This window comes from Serratia sp. LTN-2 (genome assembly GCF_059740205.1).
The window spans coordinates 41200-61440 of record NZ_JCAXDO010000020.1 but is presented as its reverse complement, the minus strand read 5'-3'; the positions used below and the strand labels follow the sequence as shown (position 1 = coordinate 61440).

General features: G+C 49.4%; 21 protein-coding genes and 1 pseudogene. 10 read left to right on the top strand and 12 right to left on the bottom strand.

Going from position 1 to position 20241, the window contains the following annotated elements:
- Window positions 1-94 precede the first annotated feature (94 nt).
- Window positions 95-964 carry a BrxR family transcriptional regulator gene (locus AC6BYQ_RS24540; RefSeq protein ID WP_498057663.1) on the bottom strand — a complete coding sequence of 290 codons (870 nt, stop codon included), beginning with the start codon at window positions 962-964 and terminating at the stop codon, window positions 95-97.
- Window positions 965-1073: 109 nt separating this feature from the next.
- Between AC6BYQ_RS24540 and AC6BYQ_RS24535 the strand changes: the two genes are divergently transcribed.
- Entirely contained in the window at window positions 1074-1244 is a 171-nt protein-coding gene (locus AC6BYQ_RS24535) for a hypothetical protein (protein ID WP_498057662.1), read from the top strand.
- A gap of 734 nt (window positions 1245-1978) precedes the next feature.
- Window positions 1979-2380, top strand: a complete 402-nt coding sequence (locus tag AC6BYQ_RS24530; RefSeq protein WP_498057661.1) for a PD-(D/E)XK nuclease superfamily protein — start codon at window positions 1979-1981, stop codon at window positions 2378-2380.
- Between the two features lie 52 nt (window positions 2381-2432).
- On the opposite strand, the gene AC6BYQ_RS24525 is transcribed toward AC6BYQ_RS24530, so the two are convergent.
- The 4 genes from AC6BYQ_RS24525 to AC6BYQ_RS24510 all read right to left on the bottom strand — a co-directional run bounded on the left by AC6BYQ_RS24525 (window position 2433) and on the right by AC6BYQ_RS24510 (window position 6391).
- Window positions 2433-2657, bottom strand: coding sequence for a hypothetical protein (locus tag AC6BYQ_RS24525; RefSeq protein WP_498057660.1), 225 nt, complete (start codon window positions 2655-2657; stop codon window positions 2433-2435).
- Window positions 2658-2922: 265 nt separating this feature from the next.
- Window positions 2923-3339 (bottom strand): type II toxin-antitoxin system VapC family toxin, encoded by a 417-nt coding sequence (locus AC6BYQ_RS24520; RefSeq protein ID WP_498057659.1) that lies wholly within the window; start codon window positions 3337-3339, stop codon window positions 2923-2925.
- The gene (gene vapB, locus AC6BYQ_RS24515; RefSeq protein ID WP_498057658.1) at window positions 3336-3566 is read right to left on the bottom strand and encodes a type II toxin-antitoxin system VapB family antitoxin; all 231 of its coding nucleotides are present in this window, start codon (window positions 3564-3566) and stop codon (window positions 3336-3338) included. The genes AC6BYQ_RS24520 and vapB overlap by 4 nt, the downstream gene beginning before the upstream one ends.
- Before the next feature lie 596 nt (window positions 3567-4162).
- Window positions 4163-6391, bottom strand: coding sequence for an AAA family ATPase (locus AC6BYQ_RS24510; protein WP_498057657.1), 2229 nt, complete (start codon window positions 6389-6391; stop codon window positions 4163-4165).
- 424 nt (window positions 6392-6815) lie between these two features.
- Between AC6BYQ_RS24510 and AC6BYQ_RS24505 the strand changes: the two genes are divergently transcribed.
- Window positions 6816-8558 carry a colicin-like pore-forming protein gene (locus tag AC6BYQ_RS24505; RefSeq protein WP_498057656.1) on the top strand — a complete coding sequence of 581 codons (1743 nt, stop codon included), beginning with the start codon at window positions 6816-6818 and terminating at the stop codon, window positions 8556-8558.
- A gap of 15 nt (window positions 8559-8573) precedes the next feature.
- On the opposite strand, the gene AC6BYQ_RS24500 is transcribed toward AC6BYQ_RS24505, so the two are convergent.
- The 3 genes from AC6BYQ_RS24500 to AC6BYQ_RS24490 all read right to left on the bottom strand — a co-directional run bounded on the left by AC6BYQ_RS24500 (window position 8574) and on the right by AC6BYQ_RS24490 (window position 9995).
- Window positions 8574-8912, bottom strand: coding sequence for a colicin E1 family microcin immunity protein (locus AC6BYQ_RS24500; RefSeq protein ID WP_187181941.1), 339 nt, complete (start codon window positions 8910-8912; stop codon window positions 8574-8576).
- Window positions 8913-8979: 67 nt separating this feature from the next.
- Window positions 8980-9339, bottom strand: coding sequence for a TonB family protein (locus AC6BYQ_RS24495; RefSeq protein ID WP_187181942.1), 360 nt, complete (start codon window positions 9337-9339; stop codon window positions 8980-8982).
- 32 nt (window positions 9340-9371) lie between these two features.
- Window positions 9372-9995 carry a hypothetical protein gene (locus tag AC6BYQ_RS24490; RefSeq protein ID WP_147823530.1) on the bottom strand — a complete coding sequence of 208 codons (624 nt, stop codon included), beginning with the start codon at window positions 9993-9995 and terminating at the stop codon, window positions 9372-9374.
- Between the two features lie 244 nt (window positions 9996-10239).
- On the opposite strand from AC6BYQ_RS24490, the gene AC6BYQ_RS24485 reads away from it, so the two are divergent.
- Window positions 10240-11184 (top strand): GIY-YIG nuclease family protein, encoded by a 945-nt coding sequence (locus tag AC6BYQ_RS24485; RefSeq protein WP_147823531.1) that lies wholly within the window; start codon window positions 10240-10242, stop codon window positions 11182-11184.
- 66 nt (window positions 11185-11250) lie between these two features.
- On the opposite strand, the gene AC6BYQ_RS24480 is transcribed toward AC6BYQ_RS24485, so the two are convergent.
- The 3 genes from AC6BYQ_RS24480 to AC6BYQ_RS24470 all read right to left on the bottom strand — a co-directional run bounded on the left by AC6BYQ_RS24480 (window position 11251) and on the right by AC6BYQ_RS24470 (window position 16239).
- Window positions 11251-13872, bottom strand: coding sequence for a TrlF family AAA-like ATPase (locus tag AC6BYQ_RS24480; protein ID WP_498057655.1), 2622 nt, complete (start codon window positions 13870-13872; stop codon window positions 11251-11253).
- Between the two features lie 435 nt (window positions 13873-14307).
- A complete protein-coding gene (locus tag AC6BYQ_RS24475; RefSeq protein WP_498057654.1) occupies window positions 14308-15240 on the bottom strand; it encodes an S-4TM family putative pore-forming effector in 933 nt (310 codons plus the stop codon).
- 3 nt (window positions 15241-15243) lie between these two features.
- A complete protein-coding gene (locus AC6BYQ_RS24470; RefSeq protein ID WP_147823534.1) occupies window positions 15244-16239 on the bottom strand; it encodes a nucleotidyltransferase family protein in 996 nt (331 codons plus the stop codon).
- A gap of 385 nt (window positions 16240-16624) precedes the next feature.
- Here AC6BYQ_RS24470 and AC6BYQ_RS24465 point away from each other — a divergent pair, with 385 nt between their 5' ends.
- Genes AC6BYQ_RS24465 through AC6BYQ_RS24455 form a run of 3 tightly spaced genes read left to right on the top strand, consistent with a single transcriptional unit; the run spans window position 16625 to window position 18235 of the window.
- On the top strand, window positions 16625-17125 hold the full coding sequence (locus AC6BYQ_RS24465) for a HEPN family nuclease (protein WP_128885013.1): 501 nt from the start codon (window positions 16625-16627) through the stop codon (window positions 17123-17125).
- Between the two features lie 12 nt (window positions 17126-17137).
- On the top strand, window positions 17138-17926 hold the full coding sequence (locus AC6BYQ_RS24460; RefSeq protein WP_128885014.1) for a hypothetical protein: 789 nt from the start codon (window positions 17138-17140) through the stop codon (window positions 17924-17926).
- Between the two features lie 15 nt (window positions 17927-17941).
- Window positions 17942-18235 (top strand): korC, encoded by a 294-nt coding sequence (locus tag AC6BYQ_RS24455; protein ID WP_128885015.1) that lies wholly within the window; start codon window positions 17942-17944, stop codon window positions 18233-18235.
- A gap of 312 nt (window positions 18236-18547) precedes the next feature.
- Here the strand turns inward: AC6BYQ_RS24455 and AC6BYQ_RS24450 are convergent, their stop codons facing one another.
- On the bottom strand, window positions 18548-18739 hold the full coding sequence (locus tag AC6BYQ_RS24450; RefSeq protein WP_498057653.1) for a hypothetical protein: 192 nt from the start codon (window positions 18737-18739) through the stop codon (window positions 18548-18550).
- A gap of 295 nt (window positions 18740-19034) precedes the next feature.
- On the opposite strand from AC6BYQ_RS24450, the gene AC6BYQ_RS24445 reads away from it, so the two are divergent.
- The 3 genes and pseudogenes from AC6BYQ_RS24445 to AC6BYQ_RS24435 form a co-directional block, all read left to right on the top strand.
- The gene (locus AC6BYQ_RS24445) at window positions 19035-19340 is read left to right on the top strand and encodes a hypothetical protein (protein WP_261452383.1); all 306 of its coding nucleotides are present in this window, start codon (window positions 19035-19037) and stop codon (window positions 19338-19340) included.
- 58 nt (window positions 19341-19398) lie between these two features.
- Window positions 19399-20109, top strand: a complete 711-nt coding sequence (locus AC6BYQ_RS24440; RefSeq protein WP_261452384.1) for a hypothetical protein — start codon at window positions 19399-19401, stop codon at window positions 20107-20109.
- Window positions 20106-20241 (top strand): annotated as a pseudogene (locus AC6BYQ_RS24435) (phage integrase family protein); the annotation flags it as partial. The gene AC6BYQ_RS24440 and the pseudogene AC6BYQ_RS24435, both read left to right, overlap by 4 nt.

Here is a 20241-nt window from a genome sequence, read left to right as displayed (position 1 = left end):
TTTCTATTTTTGCTCTATGAAACTAGCTGGCGGTACATGAGTGAATAGCCAGGAATTACTACTGCCAGTACCGCCATTAGGATCGGAAAACCAGTTAGTCGATATGGTTATTCACTCCAGGGAAAGCACCATTCACGCCTTTAATAACACTGGAATTTCTCAGATGGAGCTGAAAAGCTTTATCAGTCATCTTTGCTGTTGGCGAACAATCCACACACCATCGGCGTAACCAGTACTGAGCTAGCGACTTTCTTACTTCAACAACTTTCACCCCACCAACCATTTGCATGTCACTTTCAATGGCTTGCTTGTGCTTTATGTTGGGATGAACAACCAGCTCTAAAGAAAGGTAGGTGTTCCAGTCGTCATCAAATTCTCTCAAGCACTCAGCTGGCGCAGGCCCATCTTCCCCCAGTATCTCAAGTATTCGCCCTACAACGAGGTCCAAAAATTTACCCCGACCGAGGTCATAGCAACGAACGTATGTTTTAAGGTCATTGTGGAACATCGAATGAGGAACAATTCTCTTCTCCGAAGCCCCTGAAGTCATGGAGCAGTAGGATAGTTTCAGCACATTCATATTCAGAATCGCCCGGGTAATCCCGGTTATATCTTTCGGCTTTAGTTCTGCCAAACTTGGGATGGTTTCTATCAGCGGATACCCTGCACCTAAAGACCTAGACTCATCCAGATCTATAAGTTTCGAAAAGATAAGTTCCCCAGATGTTTCGTAAACAGGCTCAAAATTGTCAAAATCAGCAACATACCTCTTAATTCTATGATCTAAATACAAATTATCATCTTTTTGTTCTTTATACCTTTTAATGTCACGACTAGCCGCCGCCCCCTTAATCCCAAATTTATCCATTAAGTCTATACGGGATAGCCACCCTCTCATCATTAACAGCCATTCGATATACCATAGCCTATCTTCTATAAAGTTTTGATTTCTAATAATTTTCATAAAGCACCAGTCCTGATTATCACTTGGGTGAGCAAACCTTGATCTAATCTTAAAGATCACTTATCATGAGGATAACAGTAGCACACTTCACGATAGGAAGAGGACTAAAATGGCAACGAACAAACCATATGGCGATGGTCATCGCATTGGGGCAGTAAAACAACGCTCTCAATTTCAAACACCTTCAGGGCTATGGGCAAAACGAGATTCAACAACAGGGAGGATCATGGATGTAAAACAGGATGGAACCCCATTCAAAGGGGTAAGAAAGGAAAAGTGATTGGGTTAGCCTGTACCACCAGAACTAACCCTAACAAACCACATGCAAATGCGGCGCTTGAGTACCACCTCAAGTGCTCTTACAAGCCAGCCACTAGATTTGTTGGTTGCTACAGTACAATTTTAATAGCAAAAATCAACATTTATGTGGCGAAAAACAGGAAATGCACCATGAAGACAGACCAGACAGATGAGTCTCAGGCATATATTTTTCGCCCTTACATAACGGTCAAGGGCAAGCGAATCACCCGTCCAAACGGTGGGATGTTTAAGATCCCAGTAAATCGCGAACCGAAAAAATAACGAATACGCAGCCTTAAAAAGCTGCGATCCCTGACTTTATCTATGTAAGGAAACAGAATGGCGTTCTATGAAAACAAACGTTCAGTTCTTGAAACTGACAAACCCGATCAATACCGGGTCCTGCGTGAAATCGGCGACGTACCTTCCAGTCCTGGCATTTATGAGTGCCAGACATGTAAGTACGAAGACGTCGTGAACCGGGAATGTATCAGGCTTCCACCGTGCTCTAACTGTAAGAAAAAAGGGCATAGCAATAAATGGAAGCTATTGGTTAAAGCTACCGACAAGTAACAAAGCCCTTCGGGGCTTTTTTTATGCTCTCAACACAAGAGTGACGGTGGTCATTAACCATAAAATAAAAATGGTTATCTCTTGAATTTTCTGACGCCACCCCCCAAGATCAAAAATGATACAGAACGATAAGGTGAAAGTATGTCCAGAGCAGAATTACTGCGTGATATTGAAGCAATCATTTCGGGGGCTGGCTTTGAGCTAAACAGCTCAGAAATGGCGATGACGTTTAAAAAAAATGTCAGTTATCCAGGTCTGATCGCGGGAAAGAATGAAATAGCCCACTTCCTGTTGTTCACCAACACTGGTACTGTTCAAATAACTGCTAAATGGCAGGAAGTGAGGGGGACCGCGATAGAGAAGCTAGGCCACACAGTTCTTGATGCACAACACACACCACATCAGAGTTATTTCGTTGTCTGTGGCGGAGGAAAGCTGGTTACAAGGGCCATTGATTACTTAAATAGCCATCAGAGCTTAGCTCCTCGCCTCAGAGCAATGCAAGTAGGAGAGCTGGAACCGGCATTGGAAGGAATTATCTAAAGCCCTTATTTCTCGGGGCGGTAGCCCGGCAATATTGAACACATAAATGTTTTCACTTTCCATAGTGTGGCACACCTGCATCAGCGAGGTCTGATGCAGGTCTTGCGTGATCGCTACCCATTTTTTGTATTGCCGGGGGAATGTTTGCTGGGATACCCATTTTATTGGCCAAGCTCACTATTAATAAACTTGATAAAGCAGATGCCCCTATTGCTAATATTTGTCCTATACGAAAACGATTAAAGCCACCAAGCAATGAATATTTATGATCCAGCATCCTATCTCCATAATACCTGTATTCTTTAGATATGAGAATTTTAGAGGCAGATTTGTGTTACCTCATTTTTCTCATAGGTATCAATTATGCTGTATAAAATAACAGTTGTTCTACTCATAAAGGTATCTGGCGCCAGTAGCTGCGCAATCGGCGGCGAACACCGGGCAAGTGAAGGTCGACTGGAAGATCGCGCCGATGATGTACAGGGACTGGAACAGCTGTGGGCTTGTCCTCTATGTCAGAATATGCGCCCTGTCCCCTCTGCTTACTTCACCCAGTCTTCCAGGACCAGGCCCGCTACCCGCTTAAATTCTCTTGTATTATTCGTCACCAGTATCGCGCCGGCGGCAATGGCATGGCCAGCGATCGCTGTGTCGTTCGGGCCGATCGGCGTCCCGGCCGCGGCCAGGGCGGCCTTGATGTCGGTAGTGGCGTCCACCGCAGCCCGATCCCAGGACAGGATGGCATCAAGGCGAGCGCAGAAGGCGTCAACCAGCTGCGTGTGGCGCGGCGAGGCCTTCTTGCCGACAGCCCCAAAACGCATTTCGGCATAAGTGATGGCCGAGACCACGATGCGGTGGTTACGCAGCACCGCCTGCTCCAGGCGCTTAATGACGGCTTCCGGCTGCTCGCGCATGATGAACGAGCAGATGTTGGTGTCGAGCATATAGGTCTTGTTCACAGGTCAAATCGTCCTTCGTTGCTGACCACATCCGGCCGCTCCGCCAAAAAGTCCGGATCGGCCTTTTCCAGCTGCGCAAAGGAGCCCCAGGTCGGCCGGACGGGGCGCAGAATGATGCTGTCCCCTTCCCGGACGATCTCCAGCTCGCTCACCCCCTCAAAATCCAGATCGCGGGGCAGACGGATGGCGCGGTTGTTGCCGTTTTTAAAAATGGATACGGTTCGCATGATGTCCTCCTGGTTTATGGCTTCATAGCCCATCAGCATAGGTTCAGTATAGGTCAATGTGTTACTTGTGTATAGGTGATACATATGCAGATATGTGACATATGCATATGTTTTACCTATGTCACTTCTTGTGTTTTTCGTTTCAGGTCCGATTTGGCAAACCCGGAAATGTTATGTTCGATGGTCTACGAGGGAACTGAAGTGCGGGACGGCCATTAACAACAAGCAGTGACGGCTTTCATGAAGCGCTGTGATATAAGGTTGGGGTGCATCGCCGTCAAGTCACGGACAGACCTGAATCACTGCTTTTCCCTTTTTCTGGTGTGGAAATGATTTACCTTTGACAGGAACGGTGTATATAATCTGTTGTCGTCACCTCGGGTGTTCCCCTCTGCGCTTTTTACCGCCTGTAAATGGTTACAGGGACTTCCGGCAGTAGCCGGACTGTAAAAGGAAACCCGCCATGAAACCGAAAATTGTGCCCGTTGTAGGGTATACACGTTTTCGTTTCGGGCGCGTAGAGCATGTGCGTAAGCACATGCGCTCGCTCCCGACGCGTTAAGTGAACGGTACCCGCAGGTGACGATACTGACCGTTTATTCCACAATTTCTGGCAGCTCTGCTGATTCCCCCATCATGGCCAAGTAGTGGTCATCGTCATTTGTTTGAATAAACACCTTTCTGAACATTCTCAGATAACGTTCCTTATCGATGACGCCTGTAGCAAAGATATTTCTGCCGTCCGAATGAGAATGCCGGTTGATAGCCCGATAAAATGAATCATATTCTCCGGCATCGCTGTGTTCGCTTGCCAAAGACTCTAGGGCCTCTTTAAGTTTTTCAGTCTTGCAGGCAAAACTGAAATAATATTCAAGAATATTCCTCATCGTATTAAAAAGCACAATGGGCTGATTTTTTCCATCCCTGACGTCTTTTAGGGTCTGCCATAACGCCTGATATTCATTGAGCATCTCGTGCATGGACAACTTCTCGCAGGAGCTGTAGTCAGACTTAATGATTCGAAGCAGAGACCAGTTCACCGGTGCCTCTCTGTTATCCTGCAGGCGACCGCTGTTTAACAACACTTCCTGGAAGAAAAACATATTGTGAGTCAGTATCACCACATGCCTGGCTGCACCCGACTTAATTATTTTCCGTTTAATGAGTGCTGCGACTTCATAGATATAGTTGTGTGACAGGCTCGAAATCGGATCGTCAATGACAATAAGTTTATTCTCCGGATGAATGGTTTCGGGGGTGAGACTGCCGGAGCATGATTCTATGAAGTAAAGGAAAGAAACCATGGTTTTCTCGCCCTCACTCAGGGATTTGAATACTTCCGCCTTCTCTGGCTCGTTTCCCCGGTGCAGACGGTAGAGTTTCATTTCAGCATCATGGCAGATGATTTCAAAGCCGGTGATCCCCAGCAGCCTGAGATTCGCGTTGATACTGTCAATGGTGGGTTGTATGTCGGAGAGTTGTCCGGTCAGTGCATTCGTCTCGTTATCCAGCTGCTTCTTGTTTGCTTCGAGGATCTCGCCGTCGTGCAACCTGCTGTCAATTTCCTTCTGAAGCTCGCCAAGCTGCCTGTCACGTTCGGTAAAGAATTCTTCGCAAATCCCTCTGAGGAGCGCCATGACATCAGCGGATAGGGACTGCTTTTCCTGGGTGAAGTTTTCAGCCAGTCGGTTATTTTCCCGTACCCGAATATTGAACGCGCTCACTTCATTTTGGAGTAAGAACAGGGGTTCTTCAAGGTTCTCAGGTTGTACCTTCAGAGACGGTTCCTTAATTTTATTAAGGAGTTGCTGTAACAAGATCTGAAAGCCTTTATTTACCGCTTTCACCAGAGATAAAACCTGGCTTCCCTCATCAACGAAAGAATGGGTCGCAACGCGGGATTCAAATTCGGCCAGGCTATCACAGTTCTGAGCCTGTCGTTCTGCTGCATGGCTCAGCGTCTCAAGAGAGGTTTGATATGACTCATCGAACATCTGAGTGAGCTCGTGCAAAAAAGCCGTGACATCAAAGGATTGCTGGCAGAATGGGCAAATATCGTCATGTATATAATGCTGTCCCTGGCTCACCCAGTCTGCATTACCGATTTTCTGAATGAGGGCAGAGAATTGCGTGCTGGTTGCAGGCATAACCGGTTCCTGCATCAGCTTTTTCACGTCTTCCGTTAAGGGGCTGATCGTAGGAAGATGAATTTCGGCGACGAGCTTTCCTTCGCTTTGGCTTAATGTCCGCCATTTATCCGCCAGTTCCTCGGTTGTGGTACGAACCTCTGAAAGAGGTGTTGCCACCATACGTTCGTAGAATGATCTCTTAATTTTAGCGCCATCAAGGAAGGCACTGAGAATTTTTCTGTCATTGACTGTCCTGTTGAATACATCCTTGGCACAGCCGTCGATGACCGTTTCTTTCATCCCTTCTTTATGTGCAATCTCTTCCTTGAGCTTATCTATGCGAACAATCAGTTTTGCTCTTTCTTTATTATTACTGTTTATTTTATCCTGGCTTTCCTGATTGGCCTCGCTAAGCGTGAATATCCCGGGCTGATAGTCCGAACGGGCGAATTTACTGTCAATATATTCCTGATTAAATACCTGAAAGTGGCTGATGTGTGGACTCTCAAATGCGCAGTGCCGATATTTATCGGCCTGACTGTCATAAAAATAGCCAGATATCGTGGATTTTCCTGAGCCGTTCTGACCATAGATGAGCGTCACTTTGCTGCTGAGATCAAAGCAAATATCCCTGTCGGGTGCGTAGCTTCTTACGCCCCGGATCCTGAGTTGCGCCATTTTTTTCTCCTTATCCATGAGTTTTATAAGTCTTTACATCGTAGCGCATTTTTGTATTCAGGTCGGGTCATTTGGATAAGATTTTCTGAGTCATACTGACATGAGGAAGCGGGCCCTACGGGAAGTGATGGTGATCGGATTATTGTTACAATGCAGATAATAATCATCATTTTTGTGCCGGTTAGTCATTAGTGATTTTATTGCAACAATTTTCACCTATTTATGCTCTGGTTACACCAGTGTTTTTCATTCTGCATTGAGATCCGATTTTTGGTGGTTCCGGATCTTCCTGGGACTGATTCGGTTGTACTCGATCACAACGCCTGTTGTACCCGCCTTAGTACAAACGAAACTGTCCTCCATGGGGTTGTCCCCAGCAGACACGGTCTATACAGTCGATTTAACTGTGCATTTGTACAGTATTTATCAACGGAGATAGCCCATGCTTTTTAATGCAAATACCAAATTTACTTATCATTCACCGGATGATGGCGACAGCATGACGGTGACCGGCGACCGTCCCAGCCAACCTGGCCCTACTGGCCCCACAGGTAACGGGGGCGACAGCGGCGGTGGCAATACCGGCACGACCAATAAGTTGATCATGAAGCCCGGTGATGTGCATACCTCCCGCTATGGCAAGGTCATTATCAATGCCCAGGGTCAGCCAACGATGAACGGGGTCGTCATGAACTATGATAATTCATCGGTTGTGGATGATGGTGCGGGCGGTGCAACCCGCGTACTGAATTCCATCATCGATGCTGCCAAACCGCCGGCCAGCCAGAATTTTGGCAATAACGCCAGCATTTCGGATGGGCGCTATGCCGGCAAAAACCCGGCGGCGGACTATACCCTTCCGCTGGCTATCTTTACGGCGGTCCGTCGCGGCCAAATTCCACCTGGCTTTTGGCTTGACAACAACAAGGTCATGACCGAGATCACGCAAAAATACGAGATCAACGGCGGCGGCAAAGGGAATGATCGCACCGGGTACAGAAAATCCAATGTGGCAGTGCCTGGCCTGACTAATGCTTATCAGCAGTGGCAAAAAGAACAGCAAGACGCCGCCAAGCGTAAGGCCGAAGAAGAAGCCCGACGTAAGGCGGCCGAAGAGGCAAAACGTAAGGCGGAAGAAGAAGCCAAACGTAAAGCGGCAGAAGCGGAAGCCAAACGACGCGCCGAGGAGGAAGCGAAACGCAAACAGGCTGAATGGGAAGCGACGCATAACATCGATGCGGCGAAAAAGAATGTTCAGCAGGCAGAAAGCCGGTTAAACACTGCGAAGCAAAAACGCGACGATCTTCAACGCAGGACCTACCGTACTCAGACCAGCCTCAGTTCCGCAATCATAATGCGAGACCGTACGAAAGAGGTGATCGATAAACATCTCCCAGGCCCTTCAATCATCCCTTCGGATCAAGAAAACAGACAACAACTCCTGGATGCGCTGAAACAGAGTGAGGAGGAGGTGAACAAACTGCGGGCCCAGGTCGATGCGGCAAACCGCGATCTCAACCTCGCCAATCAGGAGTTTGACAATGCCTCGAAAAACCTGAATGCCGCCCGTGATAACCTGCAGCGGCTGGAGAAAGCGGAAGCGGATCGTAAGGCCGAAGAGGCCAGGAAGAAGGAAGAGGAGGCGATGAAAGACGCCATCAAGACGACGGCGGATTTTTACAAGGAACTGACGGAGAAATTTGGCGAGCAGTCCGCCAAGGTGGCCAAAGAGCTGGCCGATGCGGCCAAGGGGAAAACGCTCAAAAATGCGGAGGAGGCGCTGAAGGCGTTTGAGAAGTACAAGGACGTGCTGAACAAGAAATTCAGCGTCGCCGATCGCGAAGCGGTGGCTAAAGCGCTGGAGTCGGTGCGCCGAGAGCATATCGCCCAGAATCTTGTCAAGTTTAGCAAGGCGTTCAACTACACGAGCAGAGCCATTGATTTCTACGATGTCGTCATCGTCGAGCTGCCCAAAGCGATACGAACGCAGAACTTCAGACCTGTTTTCGTTAAAGTGGAGACACTTGCGGCAGGCGCGGCCGCCACGACGCTGACGGCGTTTGCCTTCAGCGTGATGTTGGGCACGCCACTGGGTCTTTTCGGTTTTGCCATTATCATGACTTTGGTCAGCGTGCTGGTTAATGAAAAGCTCATGGAGAAGGTCAACAAAGCCGTCGGTATTTAACGTCAGCAAGGCCGCTTACGCGGCCTTTTTATTTCTGAGGAACAGGGCAAGCAGATACAGGATGCCCAGCGGCAGGGCCATGATAAAACAGAACACATAATACAGAACCAGTAGCCCATTTTTGCCAATGGTATCGGCGAACAACCCGCGGTGCCAGAATGCTTCATTGGTGAAGCGCAGGGCGGCCGTTTCAATGCCCTTTTTGGCACAGGGATAGAGCAAAAAGCTCAGAAAGGCAATGACCAGCGCGAGAGGGATGTTCACCCTGTCCTGGAAGGAATGGATGTAATAGAGCGCGCTAAAAAAGCAGGCTACTCCCCAAACCTGACTTTTCCAATAATACGCTTTGGTCATTCGCGCCTCCCTGGACATCGGCCTTTTTCATCTTTCGAACTTGCCATCATATCGGCTTTGCGGGTGATCAGCGAAACGGAACCCCGTTGCCATAGACCGAGTTGGTTGGTTTGGTGTTGAAGTTAAAGGTAAATTCGCGATCCTTCACCGGTTGATCGCGTTCAAAGCGCCAGCTTTTCATGGCGGTCAACACCGCCTCGTCAAAGACACCGGCAGGCCTCGCCTGCACAATACGCACATGCCTGACCGTGCCGTCGTGTTCGATATCGTATTTCACCTTGACGACGCCACTGGTGCTTTTCGACAGGGCCTGTTCAGGATAAACAGGGGCGGTTTTGATGATGGCGTGGGGTGCCGGTGTGGCACCGAGCGCCAGCGCCGGCGTTAGGCACAGTAACAGCAGAGCAGAAAATGTAGATTTTCTCATGTCGTGATCCATTGGTTAAAAATAAGCGGTTACTACAAGATCGCGCCTCGGCGATCGCTCCTAACTATAGGGTAAATCTGACAATATTGCGTTATTGCGGCGATCACAGATCGCCGTACAGCGCGGCGAGATCGGCCAGCAGCGCCGCCGCCGGGTGCTCCAGCTGCGTCAGCAGATAGGCCTCGAGCGGGGGTGAAAGTGTCCGGCGCCAGCCGCAGCCGCAAATTCGGCAACACCAGACCGAGGTCGCTGCTCTCCGGCACATATAGCGAGACGTGCCGTCCCTGATAGCTGCGGGTGAGATCGCCGTGCTGATGCGCGCGCAGCAGGCGGCGAAGCTCGGCGAACACCGGCCAGCTGAAGGTCGACTGGAAGACAGCGCCGCGGATATGCAGGGACAGGAACGGCGGCAGGCCGTCGTCGGTGCCCGGATAGGCGCCCTGCCCGGAGAGGATCTCCACCGCGGCACTGAGCTCGCCGGCGGCGGCGATCAGCTGCAGGCTTTCCACGAAGGGTGCGGTCAGCACCAGGTAATCGGCCATCGCCGGATCGTCGGCGCGCTGCGCAGCGACCGCCCGCGGGAAGGTCGCCCGCAGCCGCACCGGGGTGCAGGCTCGGGCCAGCGCCTCGTCGCTGAAGTCATCGAGGTTCAGCACGCCGCTGGCCAGCGGCCGGGCGAAGAGGGGGCCGCTTGGAAAACGGAAAATATCCTACGTTAAGCCTTTTTTTGAGCGGTTATGACAGGCTGCTGCGAGCGAGGAACGGACATTGCTAACAGCATTCTGTGTGAATCAACAGGGAGCAGGTCAGTATAATTATATAAGTCTTTTCCCTTAGATCTTGGGTTGATTTGTTGAAGTTTCACGAAAATAATGATAAACAAAAAAAGTAGCAATAATAATGGATTTAATTATGGAATGGAGATTTTTAGGTTCTATATCAGAGGCTAGGAAATCTGGCTGTAGTGGAGTTTATCTTATTGTCCATAAAGGACTTTTCAATCGTGTGGTTTACGTTGGGGTAAGTTGTAATGTAGGTAGAAGGATAAACGAACATTACGACGGTTACCTGAGAGGAAACCGAACAATTTACGCCGCGGGTCACGATGATGATGTGTATCGCTTCATGTCAGCTTATAAAATTCATAACCACACTAAGCACTATCAAGCCTTGGCGAAGGATTATAAGATATGGGCATCTACAACATTATATTCTGATTTGCCGAAAAACATGCTAGCAAAAAACCAAACCTTTGATACTGACTGGCAGAGCATTGCATTAGAAAAATATATTCCTCAACTGGTAGTATGGGCCCTTCCAATGGCTGGTTACTGTTATTCAAATGCAAGCAGAATTGAAAGTGTAATTCAATCAAAGCTCATTAAATCTTTTTATTTGAGAGGGTTTTTTAATATAAAGCAACTAAGCATATTGGGTAAAATTGAATTCCCGCATATGGAAAAGGTCAAGGTTTTTATTATTGATGCACCTGATTTAGATCCGGCATCCCAACTTATTTTTAGTAACCTGTATAACAAGGAAACGGATGGAAATTTCTGTAAAGAGTTCCGTTCACAGTTTAAAAACGAGATTTTTCAGAGGGAAAGCGAAATTCAGAGAAAGCGAACTATCAGGGAGCATAAGGTATCTCTTTATGAAAATTTTGGCAAACCCTGGACTTTAAAGGAAATGGAAAAACTTAGAGTCATGCTTGTCGATTTTGATTTGTCCCCGACAGAAATATCTGAATACCTAGGAAGAGAACCTCGCTCTATCTCTAAAAAAATAAGCGAAAATGATAAAGTTACTAATTATAAATGGAGAGAGAGCGTCGGCTGGTTGTGACGTTACGTTTTGATTGAAAAAGCCGCATTTGCGGCTTTTTCTGTATGCTCAGTAAACATGATGGCATCAGGTTTTACTGAGCCATGAGCCGTAAACTTCCCTACGCCGTTCGAAAGCTTCCCGTCCGCCCTCCATCACCGAAATAATGTGCTGTTGTACATGAGGAGCATCCACACCTCCACCGGCAGCCTGGATCCTGCCGCTGGCATATTCACAGGCACAGACATTCTCAGCGTCACCCAGAACCGGGATGTTGGCATTGTGAGTAGCAAAGATAAACTGGGTGCGGGGTTTCATCGTTCGGATGATTTTAATCACGTCGTCATAAATCGTCTGATTGTCCAAGTCATCTTCGGGCTGATCGATGATCACCACATCATTATCCTGCTGGTTCAGGACAAACAGCATTAATGCGGAGGCGCGCTGACCCAGCGAGTGTTGTTCCAGTGGTTTGCCACGGAATTCAATGGTGTAGATATTCGGGATCTGCCAGACGATCAGCGATTCTATCTGCTGTTCCAGATACACTCCGAACGTCTCTGCAGAGCCGTTGATAATCCCCCGGAGTTTATCCCTGTTCAGCCAGAGTTCGCCAAAATCGCTGAAGCTGTCAGCTACGGTCTGGTAGGTACTTTCCCGCAACCGGCTGCCAGTAAACGTTTCTTTCAGAACTGATTGCATGGCTTTTTTGTCGCTTGCAAAGGCCGGCACGATCTTCAGGGGCGAATCTGCCCGGTTGATTGTGGCCAGCACGGCTTCAATTTCGTTATACTCTTCCCTCCAGAGTTCAGCCAACCGGCTCAGCGCTTCTGTCAGGCTCTTCTCCTGTAACGCTTGACTGGTTTCAGCCCGGGTTAACTCATCTATTTTCTGTTCCGCAGTTTCCAGCTCAGTCTTCAGCTTCAGAAAGTCGGCCGGATCGGCTTTTTCCACCCCGACCCGCCGCAACTCTTCTGCAAGGCCCCGCTCTATTTCGGCAAATTCCTCCGTCAGCGCCTGCTTTTTCTGCTGGAAGGCCTGCTGCTTAGTATCGAGTTCTGTGAGGAGCTGGCGGGCGCCGTCGACGATGGTGTTCAGGGAGTTGAGATGGGTCGTGAAGCGATCATATCCCTCACGATAGTCATCGATCTCGGCCTGGTTATGCGCTGATTCATGTTTCTGCTCCTGCTTCAGCTCGTCCAGTGTCTCCCTGATATCGTCCTGCAGACTGTCCAGCGCTTGGGTTGCCTGGGCAGAGGTATTGCTGAGATAGCGCTCATCCCTCCCGAAGGTGGTCTGCAGTTCCAGTTTTTCTTCCATGCCATGCTGGGCATAAAAGCGCAGGCGGAAATGCGCATCCGCCTTTTTTGCCTGCCATTCTGAGAGTGCTTCTCCCGATTTTTTCAGGCGACGAAGCAGGCGTAACCTGTCGAGCACGACTGTATTCTGCTGCCGGATTTTTTCTCGCACGGGAACCAGACGCTCACCGACCAGCTTTTCAATCAGATCGTGTTCAAACCCTGCGCCGGTATTGGACAGATCTTTCTGGCCAAAATACACTGGCTTGTGCAGAACCGTTTCCCGGAGCGCGACCCCGCGTCTGGCCTGGCTGTCAAAAATGACCTGCGGTTCCTGGCCGAAAATGCGGGTTATCTGATATGCCCGCCCGAGACGGCACACGGCGTCGACGGTAATTTTCCCCCCGCTTTTGAGTAAATTACTTATCAGATTTTCTTTGTAGTCGCGGTCAGAGGCCTTCTCGCCAAACGGAATGTCCAGGGCATAGCGGATCCCTTCAAGTATGGAGGATTTTCCGCTGCCACGGATCCCAATCAGGGTGTTCAGCTCCGGAGATAATTTCACCACGGTTCCGCCGAGCGAACCGGCTCCCTCGAATGCCATCTGACGGATATGGCTGTGCATAAGGGCCGGTTTTTCCCCGCTGACGCGGTGCGGGAAATCTTGCAGAGCAAATCGGACAGCTTCAAAATTGTAATCACCCAGCTTCAGATAGCTGGCGACTTTTCTGGCGCCGATGTCATCCAGCGTTTTGGCATCGCATCCCTGAACTTCTGCAGGATAGCGCCTACCGAGAACGCCGTGAATTTTGACCCGCAGGTCGTGGGTCATCACCTTCTGAAATCCCATCACGCGCCGGCGGACAAGCTCATTATCAAAAAGCTCCACGATCCGACCAGGGCTCAGTCCGCCCCATAATCCGTTAGGAGCTTCCACGTGGGCAAACACAATGAAGTAATCCCGTTCATACCGGTCAAGGCGCTGGATGGTCTGAGTGATATTTTCTGTTGAACGGGCATTTTCGTTCTCAAAATTATCAACGCCCGCAAACGTGGCCGTCAGGAAACTTTCAATATGATTCGTCTGCTGCGGGTTGATAAACCAGTCATCGGCAAACACCACAAGCGTGTGCACGCCGGCCTGACCATCATTAACAGACAGTTCCACGCCGGGAAGCAGTTCAGTGCCTTCGCGGCGCGCGGCTTTGCGTAATGCCTTAAACTCTCCGGGATCGAATTTATTGTGGTTGGTGATCACGCCTACTCCCACTCCAGCCGCTTTTAGGGCACAGACGTAGTCGCGAATATATCTGTCGGGTTCCCCGGCATAGCGAAATTCTTTATCTGCACGGGTATGAAGATGAAAATCCACCTTGACCCAGCAGGATCCATTCTCAAATACGGGATACATTCCTTGATACCTTTATTCAGTCGCTGATGAATGCCCGGAGGCTCCGCATAATTTCATTTATATTAGGGCGATCCCGTTCCGACTTCATTTTATTTCCGTCACCAGTTAATAAATATTTGATCTGAACCAGAACCGCATTCAGATTGCGGATGAGAGCGCGCGGCAACATCTTCAGATGTTTCTTTTTTGGCATTAGCGTCTGGTTATTATTGCATTTATAACAATAGTGCTGAAATGGCAATAATAATTATAAATTATTGCATTATTAGCATTGGCTCCTTTCTTTTCTCACACAGATCCGAAAACCCCTAAAGCCGGATGCTAACTATCTGAGGTGAAGATGACTATGTGTTTACGCTGGCTGCCAAGCAACCTGAATGGTTTATCGTGATGTGCTCCGGCATACGTAAATCCTACACCGGAGCTAAGGAGGGATTACTCCTGAAGGTGCAGCCCCTTCAGATTCGTTTCAAAGTAATCAACATAAATTCGCTCATTTTTGGGCTTCATTATCAGCTGAATACCGTTGGGAACGGGCGGACATGAGGCCCGGTAGGCGAACATCTCATCCTGGATATTCCGGAGCGTATAACCCAGTTGCTCTTCTTCTGCCCTTCCGGACACCCTGATGCCGGATAATTCCTTCTCAACGTACTTTTTCAGCTTCTCGCTTCTTTTCATACTGCTGCGATTATCCAGAAACTGAAGCAAGAAATAGCGGATGACCGGCAGTGTGAACACCACATAGAATAGGATCTCATTCAGCCCGGATTTCATGGCGATGCCGTAAACAAGCATCGCGACAGGCGAGACAATAAAAGCTGAAAGATAAAATACGTGCAGCACCTCCCTGAGCGATTTGTCCCAGCCGAGGTTTTTTCCGTGGCACAGGAGCGCCATTACGGCCAGCGGCGCGTCATACACTTTACTGACGTACCACCCCTCTTCGCCAAATCGCTTTCGTGCTTTTTCCGGACTGTCCCTGAAATAGGCAGCTGCCCGGATGATGTCATCCCGTGGGATCTCCTCCACCTTCAGGTCATTGCGCCGGATGCCCAGTACCCGGCAGTCGTACATTTCCTGGATTGAGGCTGCCTTCCTGCGCAGTGCCGCGGTGTGTCCGCTGATGATAATGTTAAAAGTAAGCACCAGGAGTCCATACAACCCCAGCAGTGAAGACAGCAGCTCTGAATCGACAAAGCCCCGGCTCCGGTTGTATACGGTAACGAGCGAAAGCAGGAACGGCACGATGATGCTGAAGATAAAATTCAGCCTGTTCCAGTTTTTTACCCTGTCGTAAACACGGGCCTGCGCATACAGTAAATCCAGGTTTTCTCTGGTCGACTGGTTAGTGTAAATGGCATTCATGGTTCACCCGTAAACAGGAAAGAACGGCCCGAACACATCGCGCCATTTATTGATGGATTTTTCATACTCTTTGTTCTCCTCAAACCATCTCGCCTCCGATACCTTCTGCGCATCGAGATAACATCTGTCCGAAATCGCCTTACGCGCCTCGGCTGAAAGAGAGTTGATATCTCCCTGTATGCCTTTGGGATCGTTGACGGAGAACTGTACGTACAGACCGAGATGGCGGAAAAGCGCTTCCAGCTCCATATCGACAAACGATGAGCAGGCTGCCCTGCCGGCGTAATAGTCCAGAATCAGCGTCTCCAGCAGGTAGGAACTCATGGAGGGCATCGTCGGACGCCGCTGCCAGTACTTGACTGCCCTGATGACATTCAGCACATTGCCGTCATTCTGCACATTGACAGTTGTGACTCTGTCCCTGTCTTTGCGGGGGTCGGTAAACTTCCAGTGGCCTTTGCCGTCGGGGATCAGATAGTAAGTCCGTCCAAAGGCATCTTCGCTGGTAATAAAGCAGGGTACGATGTCAAAATTCCAGTCCTTGCTGACCAGTTTCAGCGTGACGGCTTCCTGGTTACGCCTGATATCAGCCTGGGCGTACTGGGCAATGTCCTGCAGGCGGTTTTTAAAGGCATTCAGAATTCTGACGGAGCAGATAGTGTCAGCTCCGGAATGCCGATACCCGTGCAGGCGCGACCCCTCGCCGGAAGAGGTCAGAGTGATCCGGTCACTCAGAACGTTATAGGTGGCACTCTGCGCGGATAAGCCGAACATCAGATCGATATCGTCCAGAGGACGGATTTTGGTTCTTCTGGCAAAGGAACCAAAGGCAATATGGATCGCTGGATAACTCACCGGAAATTTATCGTCCTTCTCAAAATCATTCATCTTACCGATAAGCCAGTCGCGACTTGCACGCGCGTCATCGGTATCTGCCTTTTTGAGATTCACGGAATCTTTCATAAATTCGTTAAAGGCAGCTATTACTGTGGTCGCCATGTTCAGTCCTTTAATTATTTATTGCAAAAGGCGCAGGGCTCTGACGTACATCTGCACACTCCAGTGCCCTGAAAGGGTCGAGACAGTTTATTCTTAGTTCCGCAAGTTCACTACCGTCTCGCTTTCTACAAGGCCTTAAAATTTACATGGGGAAATAAGAGCCTCGCTCTTTTATTGAATGTAATGCAAATATTTTCAATTTTTAATGCTAAATAAGCAATAATGCGATTATGTTTAAAACCAATAATTAGTATTGCATTATAAGCACAAATCCTTCTGCATTCCTCCTGAGATCCGAAAACCCCAATAATCGGAAATGCCGTACCTGAGCCGTCAGGCTGACCGGATGATATAGTGGATTCTCGAACCGGAACGGGAGGGTTAAATGGGAAATTATTCAGATTTTGAGACCGATTTTGTTCAGCGAACACTGGCGCTTATTGATCAATATAACGAAATGATTGAGGTGCAGGGCAAGCCATTCAGGGAGCAGTACAACTACACATTGACCCTGAATTGCCTTCTGGGTCTTATCGTGTTACCGAAAGAGAGGGCGCTCTCTTTCCTGCCTGCCGAACGTTTAACGCTGCAGCTTAAAGCTGAAATGGGATTACATGAGTCACAGCTGCCCGGACCCGAAATGAACCTGCGGGAGTTGATCCATAAGATGCGGAATTCAGTGGCTCATTTCTGTGTCCAGGTAGAGTCAGTCAACGATGCACACCTTGTAGACTGGATTGTTTTCAGGGAATCCCAGGGAGATGGGGACGTCTACGCCAGGTTCAGCGCTCCGGAGCTTTTACCCTTTTTGAAATATTATGCGACCCTGCTGCTCGACAATATGGCCCGCCGTCGAGCCAGAGCTGTTAACGTATTGGATTTGTAAGGGATTTACACAATGTTGATTCTCGATTGTTCCTCACGACCTCAGGCGTTGCATACATTATCTGCCGGGTTTGGCTGTAGCCCAGAAAAGCTGAAAAAATTACTGCTTTCGCTCGATCTTGAAAGTATCTACGAGCTTAATCCTCGCTTGTTGGTTGATGCACCCCATTACCTGAGAGAGTACGTCTGTGCGGAACTGGGCGAACCTGGTCCATTCACCCGAGCTCTGTGGTTTCATGGTACCCGGACTTTCGCCGGTAATACTTTTCCGGCGGGGTTACTGGCGCTAAATCAGTCAGAGCCACTCGCCATGAAAATGCTGCTCGAGCTGGCCCCGAGTGAGATGGTCCGTAAAAACCTGCGGGAATGGGATGTTCCGGGGGGCGTCCCGGACGAGATGTTTCAGCTCAGAACCGGCGATAAAATGCACTGGGGACCTTATGGTCATCTAGTCCGGGAATTACATTTTAACGCCAGTGAAAATGGACAGCATGATTACCTCTGGCTGCCGGAGCTGGTCGAGGATGTCTGTAATGCCTACCAGGAGAAATATGGTCACGATCTTAAACCGCATTATCTCAGAGTGCTTCATCCCTGTATTGTCTGGTTCGAGGGGGAGATTGTTTATGAAAAAGGAGTTCTTGAAACAGCTCTGGCATATGCCTATACATCAGTCCGTGACCTCCCGCCGGACGGGAACGCAACTTTCGGCATAGACTGTGAGGGAAAATCTGTGTCCAGATCGGCCATTGCCAGAATTGAGTTTCTGCAGCACCGGGTTCCTGGCCTCAGTGGCTCCTGACAGGTGGATGGCACGATGAGCAATCAAGCACACTTGGCGCACATCCACTTGCTGGTCAAAACCAATGCGTTTAACGTTTACACACTGGCCAGCACAGAGACCTGGCAGATGCCTTCGGTCCGGGACATCGCCGTGGTCCGGGGGCTGATCCCCCTGACCGACATGCAGCTGGCCCACCGGCTGGCGGTGGACGAGCGTACCATCCGCAAATGGAAATCCGGTCAGACCCGGATGGTGTACACCACCTGGTGCTGTCTGTGCTGGATGGCTGGACTGGGGATGCCGCTCGATAACATTATCAGTGACTAAAGATACGCTTCCAGATGCGTCTGAGTATGAAACGTCTCTGGAATCGCCAGTTTCGTTTCCAGATATGAAGAAGGTCGTCAAAATTGGTCAAAAACCACGTTAGACCACGGTAAGCGACCACGATTGCCCAGATGAACTGGCCGATGGCGATTAGGGTATAGATGACAGCTAATACTGCAGTTATTAATGTAGACATATTGTTCTCCTTAATGTCTGTGTTTATCTGCAAATATTTACTGCCAGGGGGGCGGCCTTTAAGGCCGGTTAGAAAAAAAAACTGAAAAAAAGTTTTCCTTTCCTCTTTGTTGCTATTTAAGGCTTAGTCATTAAAGAATTTTGCACATCAGGCAATAATCCCCAATTCGCAACAATGTGCAGGTTTTTGTGACTTTTTAGCAATAATTCTTCTTTCCCTCTCTGCAGATCCGAAAACTCATTTTCTCGGATCTGCGGATCGTCACCCTGCCCCGCTACCCCGGTAAACACAACATGTGGTGGATTCATCAGCTGCTATTGCTACCAGATGTTGTGTTTTTCCGGGGTGATCGTTAACGGCGGCTCCGGGCCGAAAACCACGGTATGATTATTTTTACGCCGTGGTACACTTCCGGAAAGTTGCCATAAACAGAAAAGTCGGATCACCTGAAAACCGCCGTCCGGTAATTTAATGACGTGGCTATATGGCTGCTTATTATCAGGTGAGTGATGTTTACAGTATGAAACTGCGAGGGCGATCATCGTCACTGAATGGAAGGGGCAAGGTGATTGCGGGTCGTGATAATTTCAATGGGGATTGACATTGCCAAAAACATTAAAGGAAGTGTGTGATTACTTGACAACCAAATGCGGCCATCAAAAGGTCTGGATTGTCTGGGTGCCCTGGTCTTCCAAATCTATTCCTATGTTTTTCCAGCAGCAGCCTGTTGTTATTTCCTGTTCAGGTAGGCAGTTGGCTGAATATGACGGTTCTGTATGGTGTTACATTAATAGCAATGAGTTTCTGCGGTTTAATCTGTTTGATGATCTCGATAACCCCGCAATAACTAAACGAAAATACCTTGATGATGATGATATCGATGTTTTAACTGCCTTTTGGTCTTTTTAATGTGGAAATTCAAGGAATCGCAATGGGTAACGGGTTTTGTGCTCAATAAGGAACACATATGGGTGACTGGTTTATTGCCACTGAAGGCGTGAAGATCGTCAAAGACAGCCCCGGCCTGTGGCCGCAGATCATCACGGGGTTTGCTGCGTTGGGCGGCGTGTACCTGGCCCACTACTTAACCCGCTGGCGTGAGGAAAGCGCGGCGGCGGCGAAGCAGGCCAGTGAGCGTCTTTTTATCGCCACGGAGCTCGTCTTTTTGCTGGAGCAGTTTGCCGAGGGCTGTGCCCAGGTAGCCACGGACCAGGGCGAGCCCGATCAGCAAGGTGAGTATTCCCCAGCGGTAAAGCCGCCTGAGCTGAGTGTCCTGGATGTTTCGGGGGACTGGCGCACGCTTCCTCCGCTGATCATGTACCGGATTCGTGAGCTGCCCATACTGCAGAGCGAAGCCCGTCGGGATATTGCAGCAGCTTCAGAGCATAGCTGGGCTCCCTATCACAAAGAAGGTTTTCAGGAGCGTCAGTACCAGTATGCGCGTCTCGGGCTGAAGGCCCTGATCCTCTCACGGCGCCTCCGCAAACTGACCGGTCTGCCTGACACCCGCCTTGATGCGACGGAATGGTCTGCCCAGCCTGTCCTCTGGAAGGCGTGGCAGGAGGAGCGTAACAGACGTTCGGTTCAGGCAAGACTGCGGCGGCAAACTATCGCACAGATGAATGTTGCCCTGCAGCAGAGCATAAAAAATAACAGCCTGTCGGGGAGAGCGCCGTGAATTTGCCAGCCCAGTATACCCAGTCCCCTGCTTTACAGTTACCAGTGGCGATTGATTATCCTGCTGCGCTCGCCCTGCGGCAGATGGCTCTCGTCCATGACGAACTGCCCAAATACCTGCTGGCGCCGGAGA